The organism is Rhizobium rosettiformans W3 (assembly GCF_004912135.1).
Taxonomy (GTDB): domain Bacteria; phylum Pseudomonadota; class Alphaproteobacteria; order Rhizobiales; family Rhizobiaceae; genus Allorhizobium; species Allorhizobium rosettiformans.
This window is the reverse complement of the sequence record NZ_STGU01000004.1, coordinates 12,441-26,499: the sequence shown is the minus strand read 5'-3', so window position 1 is coordinate 26,499 and position 14,059 is coordinate 12,441. Positions and strand designations below refer to the sequence as shown.

The 14,059-nt window shown below is 62.1% G+C and carries 14 protein-coding genes; 6 read left to right on the top strand and 8 right to left on the bottom strand.

All coding sequences use genetic code 11. The features are described 5' to 3' along the window. Positions 1 to 6 precede the first annotated feature (6 nt). The 3 genes from FAA86_RS08460 to FAA86_RS08450 are packed head-to-tail and all read right to left on the bottom strand — an operon-like array spanning position 7 to position 3,184. On the bottom strand, positions 7 to 927 hold the full coding sequence (locus FAA86_RS08460; RefSeq protein ID WP_136539756.1) for an ABC transporter permease: 921 nt from the start codon (positions 925 to 927) through the stop codon (positions 7 to 9). Further along, positions 924 to 2,039 carry an ABC transporter permease gene (locus tag FAA86_RS08455; RefSeq protein ID WP_136539754.1) on the bottom strand — a complete coding sequence of 372 codons (1,116 nt, stop codon included), beginning with the start codon at positions 2,037 to 2,039 and terminating at the stop codon, positions 924 to 926. The genes FAA86_RS08460 and FAA86_RS08455 overlap by 4 nt, the downstream gene beginning before the upstream one ends. Positions 2,040 to 2,059: 20 nt before the next feature. Next, positions 2,060 to 3,184, bottom strand: coding sequence for a BMP family ABC transporter substrate-binding protein (locus FAA86_RS08450; protein WP_136539752.1), 1,125 nt, complete (start codon positions 3,182 to 3,184; stop codon positions 2,060 to 2,062). A gap of 171 nt (positions 3,185 to 3,355) precedes the next feature. Between FAA86_RS08450 and FAA86_RS08445 the strand changes: the two genes are divergently transcribed. After that, entirely contained in the window at positions 3,356 to 4,264 is a 909-nt protein-coding gene (locus FAA86_RS08445) for a LysR family transcriptional regulator (protein WP_113458083.1), read from the top strand. Positions 4,265 to 4,276: 12 nt separating this feature from the next. Here FAA86_RS08445 and FAA86_RS08440 read toward each other — a convergent pair whose 3' ends face one another. Genes FAA86_RS08440 through cyoA form a run of 5 tightly spaced genes read right to left on the bottom strand, consistent with a single transcriptional unit; the run spans position 4,277 to position 9,246 of the window. Further along, a complete protein-coding gene (locus FAA86_RS08440; RefSeq protein ID WP_136539750.1) occupies positions 4,277 to 4,981 on the bottom strand; it encodes an SURF1 family protein in 705 nt (234 codons plus the stop codon). Between the two features lie 16 nt (positions 4,982 to 4,997). After that, positions 4,998 to 5,396, bottom strand: coding sequence for a cytochrome o ubiquinol oxidase subunit IV (gene cyoD / locus FAA86_RS08435; protein ID WP_136539748.1), 399 nt, complete (start codon positions 5,394 to 5,396; stop codon positions 4,998 to 5,000). Further along, positions 5,396 to 6,016 carry a cytochrome o ubiquinol oxidase subunit III gene (gene cyoC / locus FAA86_RS08430; RefSeq protein WP_136539746.1) on the bottom strand — a complete coding sequence of 207 codons (621 nt, stop codon included), beginning with the start codon at positions 6,014 to 6,016 and terminating at the stop codon, positions 5,396 to 5,398. Before cyoC ends, cyoD begins: the two co-directional genes overlap by 1 nt. Positions 6,017 to 6,021: 5 nt before the next feature. Continuing rightward, a complete protein-coding gene (gene cyoB / locus FAA86_RS08425; RefSeq protein WP_136539744.1) occupies positions 6,022 to 8,028 on the bottom strand; it encodes a cytochrome o ubiquinol oxidase subunit I in 2,007 nt (668 codons plus the stop codon). Between the two features lie 12 nt (positions 8,029 to 8,040). After that, on the bottom strand, positions 8,041 to 9,246 hold the full coding sequence (cyoA, locus tag FAA86_RS08420; protein ID WP_136539742.1) for a ubiquinol oxidase subunit II: 1,206 nt from the start codon (positions 9,244 to 9,246) through the stop codon (positions 8,041 to 8,043). Between the two features lie 238 nt (positions 9,247 to 9,484). Between cyoA and FAA86_RS08415 the strand changes: the two genes are divergently transcribed. From FAA86_RS08415 to FAA86_RS08395, 5 genes are all read left to right on the top strand, one after another. Next, the gene (locus FAA86_RS08415; RefSeq protein ID WP_113458077.1) at positions 9,485 to 10,819 is read left to right on the top strand and encodes an MFS transporter; all 1,335 of its coding nucleotides are present in this window, start codon (positions 9,485 to 9,487) and stop codon (positions 10,817 to 10,819) included. 139 nt (positions 10,820 to 10,958) lie between these two features. Continuing rightward, the gene (locus FAA86_RS08410; protein ID WP_342774132.1) at positions 10,959 to 12,272 is read left to right on the top strand and encodes a cation:proton antiporter; all 1,314 of its coding nucleotides are present in this window, start codon (positions 10,959 to 10,961) and stop codon (positions 12,270 to 12,272) included. 177 nt (positions 12,273 to 12,449) lie between these two features. After that, positions 12,450 to 13,196, top strand: a complete 747-nt coding sequence (locus FAA86_RS08405) for an exonuclease domain-containing protein (protein WP_136539740.1) — start codon at positions 12,450 to 12,452, stop codon at positions 13,194 to 13,196. Beyond that, a complete protein-coding gene (locus FAA86_RS08400) occupies positions 13,193 to 13,549 on the top strand; it encodes a hypothetical protein (protein ID WP_136539738.1) in 357 nt (118 codons plus the stop codon). Before FAA86_RS08405 ends, FAA86_RS08400 begins: the two co-directional genes overlap by 4 nt. Continuing rightward, entirely contained in the window at positions 13,546 to 14,055 is a 510-nt protein-coding gene (locus FAA86_RS08395; protein WP_136539736.1) for a 2'-5' RNA ligase family protein, read from the top strand. The genes FAA86_RS08400 and FAA86_RS08395 overlap by 4 nt, the downstream gene beginning before the upstream one ends. The last annotated feature ends 4 nt before the right edge of the window (positions 14,056 to 14,059 follow it).

Sequence of the window (14,059 nt, the reverse complement as noted above, 5' to 3'; positions counted from 1 at the left end):
CTGCTCCTATTTGGTGATGCTGAGTTCGCCGGGGGCCGAGACCATGGCCCTGGTGCGCGAACTGATCGCGATCAGGAGGCCAAGGGTGAGCACATAGGGTGCGGCATAGAAGAGGTAGTAGCCCTGGGTGACGCCGACCGATTGAAGCGCTGGCCCGAGCGCCCCTGCGCCGCCGAAGAGCAGCGAGGCATAGAGGCAATGGACCGGGTTCCAGCGAGCGAAGATGACGAGGGCCACCGCCATCAGGCCCTGGCCTGAGGAAATGCCTTCGTTCCAACTGCCGGGATAGTAAAGCGAGAGATAGGCGCCGCCGACGCCAGCCAGCGCACCGCCGACCGCTGTAGACCAGAGCCGCACACGATTGACATTGATGCCGAGCGCACGCGCCGCATCGGCGCTGTCGCCGGCGACCCGGATGGTGAGGCCGACACGGGTGTTTTTCAGAGCCCAGGCGGCAAGGAAAGCGAGTGCGATGCCGACGAGGAAGAGGACGTTGACGTTGAGGGCCGCCTGGACCTGCGGGATATCCGACCAGAAGCCCAGCGGGATCGACGGCAGATCAGGCGCGACGGGCTGGACGTAGGGCTTGCCGAAGAAGAAGGCGAGGCCCGAGCCGAAGATCATCAGGGCGATGCCGATCGCAATGTCGTTGACCTTGGGGAACTTGCAGATCCAGCCGTGCAGAAGACCGAAGAGGAGACCGGAGACAGCAGCCGCGAGCGTACCCGCCCAGGCGGAGCCGGTATGATAGGCGACGGCATAGCCGCTCATCGCGCCGAAGACGAGCGTGCCTTCGAGGCCGAGATTGATGCGGCCGGAGCGTTCCGTCAGGCATTCACCGATGCTGACGAAGATGAAAGGTGTGGAGACGCGGATGGCCCCGCCGAGGATGGCAAGGGGCACGCCCCAGAGACCGATATCCGTCATGCGCGCTTCCCCTTCAGCAGAAGGCCATCCAGCGTGATGCGATCACGGAACGCGTCGGACAGGAGGATGGCGATGAAGATCATGCCCTGGAAGACCACGATGGTGGCATCCGGCAGGTCGAGCCTGCGCTGAACGAGGCCACTCGACGCCTCGAAGCCGGCGAAGAGCAGGGTGGCCGGAATGATCGCCAGGCAGTTGTGACGGGCAAGGAAGGCGATGAGGATTCCGGTATAGCCGTAGCCGCCGGCGAGCGAGGCATTGGCCGAGCCATGGACGGCCGCCACTTCGAAGGCACCTGCGAGGCCAGCGAGAGAGCCGCCAAGTGCCGTGAAGCCGATCATCAGCAGGCCGGCCGGCAGACCCTGGACCTGGGCGGCCCTGATGTTGCCGCCGACAATGCGGGCTGCAAATCCGAAGGTCGTCTTTTCGATCAGCACCCAGCAGAGGATGCAGGCGATGATGCCGGCTGCGAGCCCCCAATGCACGCCGATTCCCGGGATTTCGCCAATTCGGTAGAGTTCCGGCAGGGGTGCCGTGGAGGGTTTGTTGAGGCTGGCGGGATCGCGGAGCGGTCCTTCCACCAGATGGTTCATAAGAGCGATCGCGATATAGGCCAGCAGCAGGCTGGAGATTGTCTCGTTGACCCCACGGAAATGCCTGAGAGCCCCGATGCCGCCGATCCATATGGCACCAACCAATGCACCCGCGATCATCATGGCGAGGATCCCGACCGGACCCGGCATGCCCGGCGCCAGCATGGCAACCGCACCGGCGCCGACCCCCCCCAGCACGATCGCACCCTCTCCGCCGATCACCACGAGGCCCAGCCGGGCCGGCAGCGCGACGCAGAGGGCGGCGAGAAGAAGCGGTGCCGCGCGGGCGAGCGTGTTGGTCCAGGAAAAGGAGGTGCCGAAGCCCGCCTTGTAGACGAGGGTGTAGAACTCGATGGGCGACGTGCCGATCAGAAGCAGAAAGACGGCAAAGAGGAGCATGCCGGCGAGCAGCGCTGCCAGTGGCAGGAAGAGCGGGTCGAGCCAGCGCAGGATCGTCTCGAGCGAAACACTGCGTCTGGCCAGACCCTGCTGGCTTGCGAAATCCGCCGGTGCACTCATGGCATGCCCCTCCCGGCTCTTTACGAGGTCGATCCGACGACGCCCTCGACAAGGTAGCTCATGCTCTCGAGCGCAACATCGGTCTCGGCGAAGGCCTGGCCTTCGGTGGCGATGACATTGCCCTTGTTGTCCTTCAGCGGTCCCTTGATGACCGAGAAGCCGCCCTTCATGATTTCGGCAAGCGTCGCGTCGAACTGCTTGCGTGCCGGCTCGGTGACGGCCGGTCCGAGGGGGCTCATCTTGACGAAGCCTTCCGCAAGGCCGCCACGGACGAAGTTGTCGATGGTGCCGCCTGACAGCGTCGTGTTGACCATGTCGGTATAGACCTTGGACCAGTTCCACTCGGCGCCGGTCAGATATTTCTCAGGCGCCAGCGGGCTCTGGTTGGCGTGGTAGCCGCAGAGGAACATGCCGCGACCGGCACCGGTTTCCATGACGACTTTCGGGCCATCAACATGGCAGGTGACGACGTCGACGCCCTGGTCGGCGAGTGCGTTTGTGGCTTCCGCTTCCTTGACGGCGAGCGACCATTCACCCGTGAAGATGACCTGGCAGGTGATCGTGGGATCGACGGCGCGGGCACCGAGCAGGAAGGAGTTGATGTTGAGCAGGACCTGCGGAATGGGCTTGGCAGCCACGAAGCCGATCTTCTTGGTCTTGGTCATGTGACCGGCAACGATGCCGTTCAGATACTGGCCCATGCCGATATAGCCGAAATAGGAACCGGTATTGGCGGGCTTGTCCGGGGTCCAGAGGCCGCCGCAATGCTCGAAGCGGACATCGGGATATTTCGGCGCCATGGTCAGGATATGGGGGTCGAAATAGCCGAAGGAGGTCGGGAAGAGCAGCGTGGCGCCGTCGAAGTTGATCATGCTCTCCATGGTCTTCTGGACGTCGACCGTTTCCGGCACCTGCTCTTCTTCGACCACGGTCACGCCTTCAATCGCCTTGATCGCGGCAGCGCCTTCGGCGTGAGCCTGGTTGTAGCCAAAGTCATCCTTCGGGCCGACATAGATGAAGCCGACGGTCAGACCTGCGGCGCGGGCGATATTGAAAGGAAGCACGCTGCTTGCGGCGGCAAGGCCTGCGAGGCCGGCTGACTGGCGCAAAAACTGGCGGCGGCTCGGCATAAGAAACTGGCTCATAAAGGATCTCCCAGATCAGGATGAACAGTGAAGCTCGGGCGGGCGCTGGTTCCCCTGATTTTCTATGGCGCTCCGCGTTCACCTTTGAGTAACCCATATGGCGCCGCTTCTGTCTTGTGCTAAGTTTTGCGCGAGCTGCTGCAAACTTTGCATCACCATCGGAGATTTCACATGCGGCACCTGACTTCGCTGCGTTACATCGATGCCGTCGCCAAGGCCGGCTCCATCCGTGGGGCCGCGGAATCGCTGGCCATCACGTCCACGGCGCTCAATCGGCGTATTCTGGCGCTGGAGGAGGAGTTGGGCGTGCCGGTCTTCGAGCGGCTGCCCCATGGGGTGCGGCTGTCGAGTGCCGGCGAGATCCTGATCCATCACATCCGCAACCAGATCTCCGACATGGAGCGGGTGCGCTCACAGATCGCGGACCTTTCAGGCGTTCGTCGCGGTCATGTGTCGATTGCCTGCAGCCAGGCGCTCCTGCCCTATTTCCTGCCGCATCAGATCGCGCACTATCGAAAGGACCATCCGGCGGTGACCTTCGGCGTGCATCTGCGCGACCGCCAGGCGGCGGAGCAGTCGCTGGTCGATCACTCGGCGGATCTGGCGATCGTCTTCGAGCCGGTCAGGATGGCCGATTTCATGACGCTGATCCGGGTGCATCAGCCGGTGCATGTGGTGATGGCGCCGCACCATCCTCTGGCAGCCAAGGACACCATCCGGCTGAGCGACTGCCTAGCCTATCCCTATTCCCTGCCGACAGTCCCCTTCGGCGTCCGGCACCTGATGGACATGGCGGCGCAGAAATCATCCTATCGGCTGGAGCCGGTGATCGAATCGGACAGTTTCGAGTTCCTGCGCAATCATGCGGTCGCGGAGAACATCATCACCTTCCAAATCCCGATCGGGCTTTCGGACCATACGATGACCGGGGAGATGATCACGCGACCGCTCGACAAACGCGATGTGCCGGCGGGTGTACTCTATATGGGGCAGTTGCGCGGGCGGACGCTTCCGGTCGCAGCAGCCCGGTTCGCGGCCCAATTGTCGACGACCTTGGCCAATCGATACGAGGTGTCGTGAGCACGAAGAGTGCTAGTGCTCAGAGGCCTCCGGTCGGGTCGCGCGATAGAGCAGAAAGGCAAAGACAGCAGCCAGACCGAACCAGGTGAAGGCGTAGCCAAGATGATTGTTGGGGAAGGTCACCACCGTCAGGCCGCCGATCGGCAGGCCCTCGCCGCTCTGATCGGCATCGATGAAATAGGGAGCAACCTCCCCGAGCTCCAGGACCTCGGCCATGGCGATCGTGTCGCGGGAAAACCATCGATTGCCCGCGGGATCATTGTCTCGCAGAAAGGCGCCGCCCGGCTGGGTGAGACGCAGGAGGCCTGTGACGGTCTGCTCACCCTGCGGGAGGGGACGATCGTCGGCTGATTGGGTATCGTCCGGCACGAAGCCCCGGTTGATGAAGAGGCGCCATCCGTCACTCGACTGAAAGGGCGACATGACCCAGAAGCCGGATCCGCGCGTCGTCACGGCCTTGACGAGGATATCGTCGCCCTGAAGGTAGCTGCCGCTCACCTCGACGCGACGATATTCCGCCGTGTCGAAGGTGAGTGCCGGCCAATCACCTGGGCCAGGCGAGGCCGAAGGCGGGGCGGTGAGCCCCGCCTCGACGCGTTCGATCAGCGCCGTTTTCCATTGCAAGCGCTGGACCTGCCAGACTCCGAGGCCGACGAGCAGGCCGATGGCAAGGATGCCCAGCCCGATGAACCACCACGGTCTGCGCGTCCGCGTCATTGCCTCACCTGTTCGCTCAGGAGCCGAAGCCCTGGAAGCTCTCGTGATCCATCGATGGCATCATGTTGGTGTTGAGGTTGTACATGACCCAGACCGAGCCGGCGATCATGATCACCACCACGATGATGGTGAAGATCATCGACAACATGGTCCAGCCTTCGTCCGAGCGTGTGTTCATGTGCAGGAAGTAGACCATATGGACGAGTATCTGGACGACGGCGAAGCCGATCACCGTCACCGCGGTCAGGACGCGGCTGTCGAAGCCGCCGCTCATGACGATGGCAAAGGGTATGATCGTCAGGATCGCGGCCAGCACAAAGCCGGTCAGATAGGAGCGGTAGCTGCCATGATCGTGGCCGCTGTTGTCGTGGCCGTGCTCGTGATGGCCATGGGGCTGGATGGAAGGTTTGGACATCAGATCATCCCCAGGAGATAGACGAAGGTGAAGACACCGATCCAGATGACATCGAGGAAGTGCCAGAACATGCTGAGGCATTCCATGCGTCGGGTGTTGGCCGGGATCAAACCCTTCTGGTTGACCTGGACCATCAGGGTCACGAGCCAGATGCAGCCGAACAGGACGTGCAGACCGTGCGTGCCGACGAGTGCGAAAAAGGCCGACAGGAAGGCCGAACGCTGCGGACCGGCGCCGAGTTCGATCAGGTGGTGGAACTCGTAGAGTTCCAGCGCCAGGAAGGCGAGGCCGAGCAGCAGGGTCACCGCCAGCCATGCCTGCATGCGGGCCTGGCGACCCTCATACATCGACAGCATGGCAAAGCCGAAGGTGATCGAGGAGACCAGCAGGAAGCCGGTGTTGATGGCGATCAGCTCCAGTTCGAAAAGCGCCTTCGGGCCCGGGCCGGCCGCATAGCTCTGACCGACCACGCCGAAGACGGCGAAGAGGACTGCGAACATCAGGCAGTCGCTCATCAGGTAGATCCAGAAGCCGAGCCGCGTGGACGCGCCTTCCGGATGATGATGCGGCTCGGTTTCCCAATAGACAGCAGGCGTATCGGTTTGGGTGACGGTACTCACGGTCGTTACGCTCCTACGCTTGCCAGTTCGCGGTCACGGGCCTTTTCGACACGCTCGACCTCGTCGACGGGGACGTAGTAGTCCCGGTCGTAGTTAAAGGTGTGGGCGATCGAGACGGCAATGATCGCGAGGAAAGACAGGGCCGCCAGCCACCAGATGTACCAGACCAGAGCGAAGCCGCAGATCGTGGCCAGGCCTGAGATGATCACACCCGTGCCGGTGTAACGCGGCATGTGGATCGGGATATACGGCGCCTTCGGACGCGTCTGCCCGACCTGCTTCATGTCATGCCAGGCGTCGAGGTCATGGACGACAGGCGTGAAGGCGAAGTTGTAGGACGGCGGGGGAGAAGAGGTCGCCCATTCCAGCGTGCGGCCATCCCAGGGGTCGCCGGTCACGTCCATGTTGTCCTTGCGCTGCCAGATCGAGACGGCGATCTGGATGAAGAAGGCGGCGATGCCGATGGCAATCAGGAAGGCACCGAGGGCTGCCAGGATGAACCAGATCCTGAGATCGGGATCATCGAAGACGCGCATGCGGCGGGTGACGCCCATCAGGCCGAGCACATAGAGCGGCATGAAGGCGAGCCAGAAACCGCTGACCCAGCTCCAGAAAGAGACCTTGCCCCAGAAGACGTTGAGCTTGAAGCCGAAGGCCTTGGGCCACCAGTAGGCGATCGCGGCAAAGCAGCCGAAGAGGACGCCGCCGATGATGACATTGTGGAAGTGTGCCACCAGGAAGAGCGAGTTGTGCAGGACGAAGTCTGCCGGCGGAACCGCCAGAAGAACGCCCGTCATGCCGCCGATTGTGAAGGTCAGCATGAAGGCGACCGTCCACATCATCGGCAGATCGAAGCGCACCCTTCCCTTGTACATGGTGAAGAGCCAGTTGAAGATCTTGGCACCCGTCGGCACCGAGATGATCATGGTGGTGATGCCGAAGAAGGCGTTCACCGAGGCACCCGAACCCATGGTGAAGAAGTGGTGCAGCCAGACGATGTAGCTGAGGATGGTGATGCAGACGGTGGCATAGACCATCGAGCTGTAGCCGAAGAGGCGCTTGCCCGAGAAGGTCGAGGTGATCTCAGAGAAGACGCCGAAGAGCGGCAGGATGAGGATGTAGACTTCCGGATGACCCCAGATCCAGATGAGGTTGATGTACATCATCGGATTGCCGCCGAGATCGTTCGTGAAGAAGTTCGTTCCCACATAGCGATCTAGCGTCAGAAGGATCAGCGTCATCGTCAACACCGGGAAGGAGGCCACGATGAGGATGTTGGTGCAGAGTGCTGTCCAGGTGAAGACCGGCATGCGCATCAGGGTCATGCCCGGTGCCCGCATCTTGACGATGGTGACCAGCAGGTTGATGCCTGACAATGTCGTTCCGACGCCGGCAATCTGCAGACCCCAGATATAATAGTCCACCCCGACCCATGGACTGTAGCCGATGCCCGACAGCGGCGGGAAGGCGAGCCACCCCGTCTGGGCGAATTCGCCGACGAAGAGCGAGGCCATCACCAAAACGGCACCACCAACCGTCATCCAGAAGGAGAAGTTGTTGAGGAAGGGGAAGGAGACGTCACGCGCGCCGATCTGCAGCGGCACGACATAGTTCATCAGACCGGTGACGAAGGGCATCGCCACGAAGAAGATCATGATCACGCCATGGGCGGTGAAGATCTGGTCGTAGTGGTGAGCGTTGAGATAGCCCTCTGAGCCATTGAAGGCGAGCACCTGCTGCAGGCGCATCATAATGGCGTCGGCAAAGCCGCGCACCAGCATGACCAGCGCCAGTATGATGTACATGATGCCGATCTTCTTGTGGTCGACCGAGGTCAGCCATTCGCGCCAAAGATAGCCCCAGAGGCGATAGTAGGTCAGCGCGGCAACCGTTGCAGCGCCGCCAATCGCGACGACCACGAAGGTCGAGAGAACAATCGGATCGGTCGGGATCGCACTCCAGTTGAGGCGGCCGAGAAGAAACGTGGTGGAATGGTCTATTGCAGTGGCCATGCCGAATTCCTGTCAGAGTTGCGGCGCATTGCCGGATGCCTGCCGGACGAGCGTGAGGAAACGTTCGGCCTCACCGCCAAAGGGCGATGCCGGCTGCGTCATGTTGTGTCCCATCAGGGGACCCGAGATGACGGGCTTGTCGTTGAACGAGGCGGGCTTTGCGGCCAGCATCTGTTCCAGCTCTTCGACCGAGCAGAAGCCCAGAACCTTGAAAGGCTCCCAGCCGAAGACCGGCTCGCGCGTGCCACGACGCTCATGCTTGTCGTAGATCAGCGCGCTCATGTTGACCGTGCCGGCGATGCCCGTGCCGCCTTGGGCGTCGAGCGCCATCATCTCGGCCATGCAGATCTTGCCCTCTTCGACGCACATGTTGACGACGCGGGGGAAGAGCTGCGGATCGACGCTGGCGAATGTCACGGGCGTGACGTTCTCGCTGGGGCGCTCAAGTTCAAGATACTTTGCGCGGTCCAGCTTTTCGCTGCCGGCGCGCGCCTCTTCGACCCAGGCCTCGAAGGCTGCGGCATCCGTTGCCTTTGCCTTGAAACGCATGCCGGAGAAGCCTGCGCCCGAGTAGTGCGAAGCGAGGCCCTGGAAGGTGCCCTCCTGATTGAACACCCCGTGCAGGGTCGTCTGCATGCCGGGCATCGCATAGATCATGCCGGCCATATGCGGGATGTAGAAGGCGTTCATCACGGAGGACGAGGTCAACGAGAAGCGGATTGGACGATCGGTCGGAACCGGCAGTTCGTTGACGGCGGCAACGCCGTATTGCGGGTAGATGAAGAGCCACTTCCAGTCGAGTGCGACCACCTGAACGTCCAGCGGCTCCTGCTGCGGATCGAGCGGCTGCTCTTCGGAGACGCGTGCCAGCGGGCGGTAGGGATCGAGGAGATGGGTTCCGACCCAGGTCAGCGCACCCAGGCAGATGATGATCATCAGAGGGATCGCCCAGATGATCAGCTCGAGTTTGGTGGAGTGGGACCAGTTCGGCTTGTAGATCGCGTCCTTGTTGGCCGCACGATAGTGCCAGGCGAACCAGCAGGTCATCACCATCACCGGAATGATGATGACCAGCATCAGCAGCGTCGAGATGACGAGCAGATCACGCTGCTGGGCGGCGATATCGCCGGTGGGAGCAAGGACTTCGGCCTTGCAGGCGGACAGGAACAGGACCGCCCCGAGGGCGGCCAGTATTTTCGGGAGGCGAAGCTTCTGCATCTCTTACCCTGATACACTGACGGGTCACAGAGCAGGGGTCCCCCCGAACGCTACTCGACGACCATTGATATTCGTCAAGGTAGTTAGTTGGGTTTTGCGGTGCAGCACATACGACAATTTGTCACCTGTCAATTTGGCCGCAGCTGCGGCATCGCTTTGCGCCATGTTAGACTGAGGCGCGGAGTGCATTCCCCCCATGCAGGTTCGCCCCGTTCAAGCCAGAAAGTGAGCACGCGTTATGGCGAGCCTGACCGGTTCTACATCTCCCACCGCCCAGAAGGGGCGCACGACGTCTGAAGACGATCATCACGTTTCCCCTTCCGATATCGCTGTCGGCGTCATCATTGGCCGCACGTCCGAATTCTTCGATTTCTTCGTCTTCGCCATCGCCTCGGTCATCGTCTTCCCGGCGCGCATCTTCCCGTTTCTCGATCCGCTGACCGGCACACTGTGGTCCTTTGTGCTCGTGGCACTCGCCTTCGTGGCGCGCCCATTGGGAACAGTGCTGTTTACCATGCTCGACCGCCGCCATGGTCGCGTGACGAAGCTGACCGTGGCGCTGTTCCTGCTCGGGACATCGACGGTTGCGATGGGCCTCGTGCCCTCCTACGAGACCGCGGGATGGTGGGCGATCGCGATGCTGGCCCTTCTGCGCATCGGACAGGGTCTGGCCCTGGGCGGCACGTGGGACGGTCTCGCACCGCTGCTCGCGATCACGGCGTCCAAAGACAGCCGTGGCTTCTACGCCATGGTCCCGCAGCTCGGTGCCGTCGTCGGACTGGCGGTCGCGGCCGTGCTCTTCGCCTATCTGGTCATGACGCTGTCGGCAGCCGACTTCCTCGACTGGGGCTGGCGCTATCCCTTCTTTGTTGCCTTCGCGATCAATGTGGTGGCGCTTTTTGCGCGGCTTCGCATCGTCGACACGCCGGAGTTCAAGGAACTGTTCGAGACGAATGAGCTGACACCTACGAGCCTGCGCGCCACCTTGTCGCAGGACGGACGCACGGTGCTGCTCGGCGTCTTCGTGCCGCTGGCGAGCTTTGCCATGTTCCACATGGTCACCGTTTTCCCCCTGTCCTGGATCTTCCTCTACACGGATGAGGCGCCTGGCACCTTCCTTCTGATCGAAGCGGCCGGCGCTGCCGTGGGTGTGCTTGCCATGCTCTTTTCCGGTTGGCTGTCCGACCGGATCGGCCGCGAAAAGATCCTCGTCTGGGGAGCCTGGGCGATCGGCGCCTTCGCGCTGACGGCCCCCCTGTTGCTCAACGGGGGCGAGACCGGTGTCGTTATCTACATGATGGTCGGCTTCATCGTGCTGGGCTTCAACTTTGCCCAGTCGTCAGGCACCATCGCCTCACTCTTCGACCGGCGCAACCGCTATACCGCATCGGCCATGGTGTCTGCTCTGTCGTGGATGTTCGGTGCGGGATTTGCGCCTCTCGCGGCACTTCTGCTGTCGACCTGGTTCGGTCTCTTTGCGGCCGGACTCTACCTCCTGTCCGGCGCTGTCTGCACGCTGATTTCGCTCGCGCTTGCGCGCCAGATCGCGCTGCAGCCGAAGGGCCAGGACTGAGAAGGCGGCGAGACAAACAACTGCCAAGGAAGTGACCAAAGCCCCGGACAACTGCTCCGGGGCTTTGTTTTTTGCGTGGTCACGGGCCGCATGCGCGAAGCGCATGGGATCAAAAGCCGCTTCTTCCCGTTGAGCCGAGATGATGGATCTCACGGAGTGGTCGCCCGACCCTTACATCCTGGTTCTCACCGGGTTCGGCTTTCTGATCGCGCTTGTCGCCTGGCTGCCATTGGCGCTGCGGCGCCTACCGCTCTCCCTGCCCATCGTTTGCGTCTGCCTTGGCGCCGCACTCTTCCTGGTCCCGCAGGTGTCCGACCAGCCGCTGCCTCTAAGCTATCCGCATATCACAGAACGCTTCACCGAATTCGTGGTCATCATCGCGCTGATGGGAGCAGGGCTGAAACTCGACCGGGTGTTCAGCTGGCGGCGTTGGAACGTGACGTGGCGACTTCTGGCCATCACCATGCCTCTCAGCATTGGCGCGATTACGGTTCTTGGGATCTGGGGGTTGGGCTTCTCGCTGCCGATCGCATTGTTACTGGCTGCCAGTCTGGCGCCGACAGATCCGGTTCTTGCGGCAGACGTTCAGGTGGGACCGCCGAAATCGGGACAGGAGGACGAGGTCAGGTTCGGGCTGACCTCCGAGGCCGGCCTGAATGACGGGTTGGCCTTTCCCTTCGTGAACCTCGCAATTCTTCTCAGCCTTTCCGTCGCCAATGGTGACCCCTGGCTGGGAAAATGGGTCTTTCACAGCGTTCTCTGGGAAGTTGGTGCAGGCACACTGGGTGGATGGCTGATCGGCAGGTTGTTCGGCTGGCTGACTTTTCAAATGCCGGCAGACACGAAGCTTGCACAGACCGGCGACGGGCTGATCGCCATCGCCGCGACCTTCGTCTCCTACGGCCTTACAGAGCTCATCGAATGCTATGGGTTCCTGGCGGTCTTCGTCACAGCATTGACCTTGCGGCACGCCCACCGGCAGCACGACTTTCACCGGGAAATGCATGATGTCACCGAGCAGATGGAACGGCTCGCCATGATGATCCTGCTGGTGCTGTTCGGTGGCGCGCTTGTCAGCGGCCTTCTGGCTCCGCTTGGATTGATCGATGTGGGCATCGCCGTGGCGATCCTGCTTGTGGTGCGGCCGATCGCGGGTCTGATCGGTCTCTTCGGCCTGAAAGCCTCCACGAGCGAAAAGCTCACGCTCGCCTTCTTCGGCATCCGGGGTGTGGGTTCCTTCTATTATCTCGCCTATGGCCTCAACCACATGCCTGTCGAAGGTGCCGAACGATTATGGGCAATCGTCGGGCTCGTGGTGCTGTTGTCCATTCTTCTGCACGGCCTGACCGTTACCCCGATCATGCGGCTCCTCGACAAGAGCCGAGGCCGGGATCCGGATGAAGGGACGCCGCCACCCGGGCTACAGGGTCCCGCCTCGCATGAGGGCTCTTGAGACAATGGCGAGAGCTCTCTGCGGGCGGACACAGCCACGCCCTTGCCTTTGCCGCCAACAACGCCATCCTTGAAGGGACTGTCCGGGATACCCTTCCCGCCTGATGGAAGCAGCCGCCATCGCCACACGAGCGCGGCTTCGAACCCTGGCCCGGACAGGCGAGGAGAAAACCGACTGGTGTCTGAGAAACGCATCCGCGTCATTGATCTGGAAACCGCCGGGAACGGTGCGAACGATGTCTGCGAGATCGGCTGGCAGGATGTGATTCTGCGTGACGGACGCTGGATGCTTAGCGAGCAGCGCGGTGCGCGGTTCGTCAACCCTGGACGACCCATCTCACCGGAGACCATGGCGATCCACCATATCCTCGATGCGCATGTGAAAGACGCACCCTATTGGAAGGATCTGGCGCCGGAGATCCTGCGGCCCGACGAGGAGATTGTCGCGCTCGCCGCCCATCGTGCCGCCTTCGAGCAGCGGTATTGCACCCCTCGCCTCACCGGTGGGCTTCCGTGGATCTGCACCTGGAAATGTGCCTTGCGGGTCTGGCCGGACTTGCCCCGGTTCTCCAACCAGATGCTGCGCTATCAGCGTATGCCCGAAGGGCTGGTGCATGAGATCGGACTGCCGGCGCACCGGGCCATGCCGGATGCCTATGTCACGGCGCACCACCTTCGCGACCAGCTCAACGCGGCGTCGCTCGAAGAGCTTCTGGCCTGGAGTGCGGAGCCCGGGCTTCTTCCCCGCGTGCCTGCCGGCCCGGATCGCGGAAAAAGCTGGGAGCGTTTGAGCAGCGAAGCGCTCACCGCCTATCTTCAGGACCGGGACGCCGACATCAGATTCAGTGCGAGGACGGAACTGGCAAGGCGCGATGAACGGCAGGAGCGCGAGGACCTGGAGCCCGCACAACGGCAGTTGCGATGACTGAGCACTCCAAGCATCCGCCCTATCCTGAAACGCCCGATGGCCGTTATTTCGTCGTCCGCGGTCGCCTCTGGCGCAAGAGCAATCCGGCTCTGGCCAGCGATCTCAGACAGCGTCTGGCGAAGACGCTGATGGCGGCGCGCAATGCGGTCCGCCAGGCGAAAGGCGATCCTCAGGCGACCGCTGTCGCACGCCAAGAGGTGAACGACGCCAAGATCGCTCTGGGTGAGCGAGGGCCCGTCTGGTGGTATGATGGTCAACCGGACTTCAACCGGCACATGGCGAAAAACACGCCCTATGCCGACTGGTTCGCTCAAATCGAGACCGATGAGAAGGGGAAGGAGCGGGAGTGAAGACCGACAAACCGCTCATTCTGACGGCGCAGGTTGCGGCAGGCGACCTTGCGCCTTTCAACCTGTTGCGGGCAGAGCATTTTCCCGCCGATCGAAACTTCCTCTCGGCGCATCTGACGATGTTTCACCGACTGCCTGGAGAGTATGAAGCTCAAATCCGCAGCGATCTGGCGCAAGTGGCAGGACAAACACCAAGAATTGATGCGGAGGTCAGCGGGCTTCGCCATCTTGGCGCTGGCGTCGCTTTCTCCATCTCGAGTCAGGAATTGCAGGCCGTGCGTGGAGAGCTTCGGGCGCGGTTCGTGGCCTGGCTCGGGTCGCAGGACATGCAGCCATGGCGGCCGCATGTCACCATTCAAAACAAGGCTTCAAGGGCAGCGGCCGACGCGCTTCATGCGCGCCTCAGTGCCGGTTTCCAAATTTACTCGATTGCAATCACGGGCTTGCAGCTTTGGGCCTATCGCGGTGGCCCCTGGGATCATCTCGTCGATCTGGCGTTCGAATGACCGC

Bases quoted from the DNA above. Each gene is read 5' to 3' on its own strand.
- FAA86_RS08460 (WP_136539756.1), bottom strand. From the start codon at position 927: ATGACGGATATCGGTCTCTGGGGCGTGCCCCTTGCCATCCTCGGCGGG.
- FAA86_RS08455 (WP_136539754.1), bottom strand. From the start codon at position 2,039: ATGAGTGCACCGGCGGATTTCGCAAGCCAGCAGGGTCTGGCCAGACGC.
- FAA86_RS08450 (WP_136539752.1), bottom strand. From the start codon at position 3,184: ATGAGCCAGTTTCTTATGCCGAGCCGCCGCCAGTTTTTGCGCCAGTCA.
- FAA86_RS08445 (WP_113458083.1), top strand. From the start codon at position 3,356: ATGCGGCACCTGACTTCGCTGCGTTACATCGATGCCGTCGCCAAGGCC.
- FAA86_RS08440 (WP_136539750.1), bottom strand. From the start codon at position 4,981: ATGACGCGGACGCGCAGACCGTGGTGGTTCATCGGGCTGGGCATCCTT.
- cyoD (WP_136539748.1), bottom strand. From the start codon at position 5,396: ATGTCCAAACCTTCCATCCAGCCCCATGGCCATCACGAGCACGGCCAC.
- cyoB (WP_136539744.1), bottom strand. From the start codon at position 8,028: ATGGCCACTGCAATAGACCATTCCACCACGTTTCTTCTCGGCCGCCTC.
- cyoA (WP_136539742.1), bottom strand. From the start codon at position 9,246: ATGCAGAAGCTTCGCCTCCCGAAAATACTGGCCGCCCTCGGGGCGGTC.
- FAA86_RS08415 (WP_113458077.1), top strand. From the start codon at position 9,485: ATGGCGAGCCTGACCGGTTCTACATCTCCCACCGCCCAGAAGGGGCGC.
- FAA86_RS08410 (WP_342774132.1), top strand. From the start codon at position 10,959: ATGATGGATCTCACGGAGTGGTCGCCCGACCCTTACATCCTGGTTCTC.
- FAA86_RS08400 (WP_136539738.1), top strand. From the start codon at position 13,193: ATGACTGAGCACTCCAAGCATCCGCCCTATCCTGAAACGCCCGATGGC.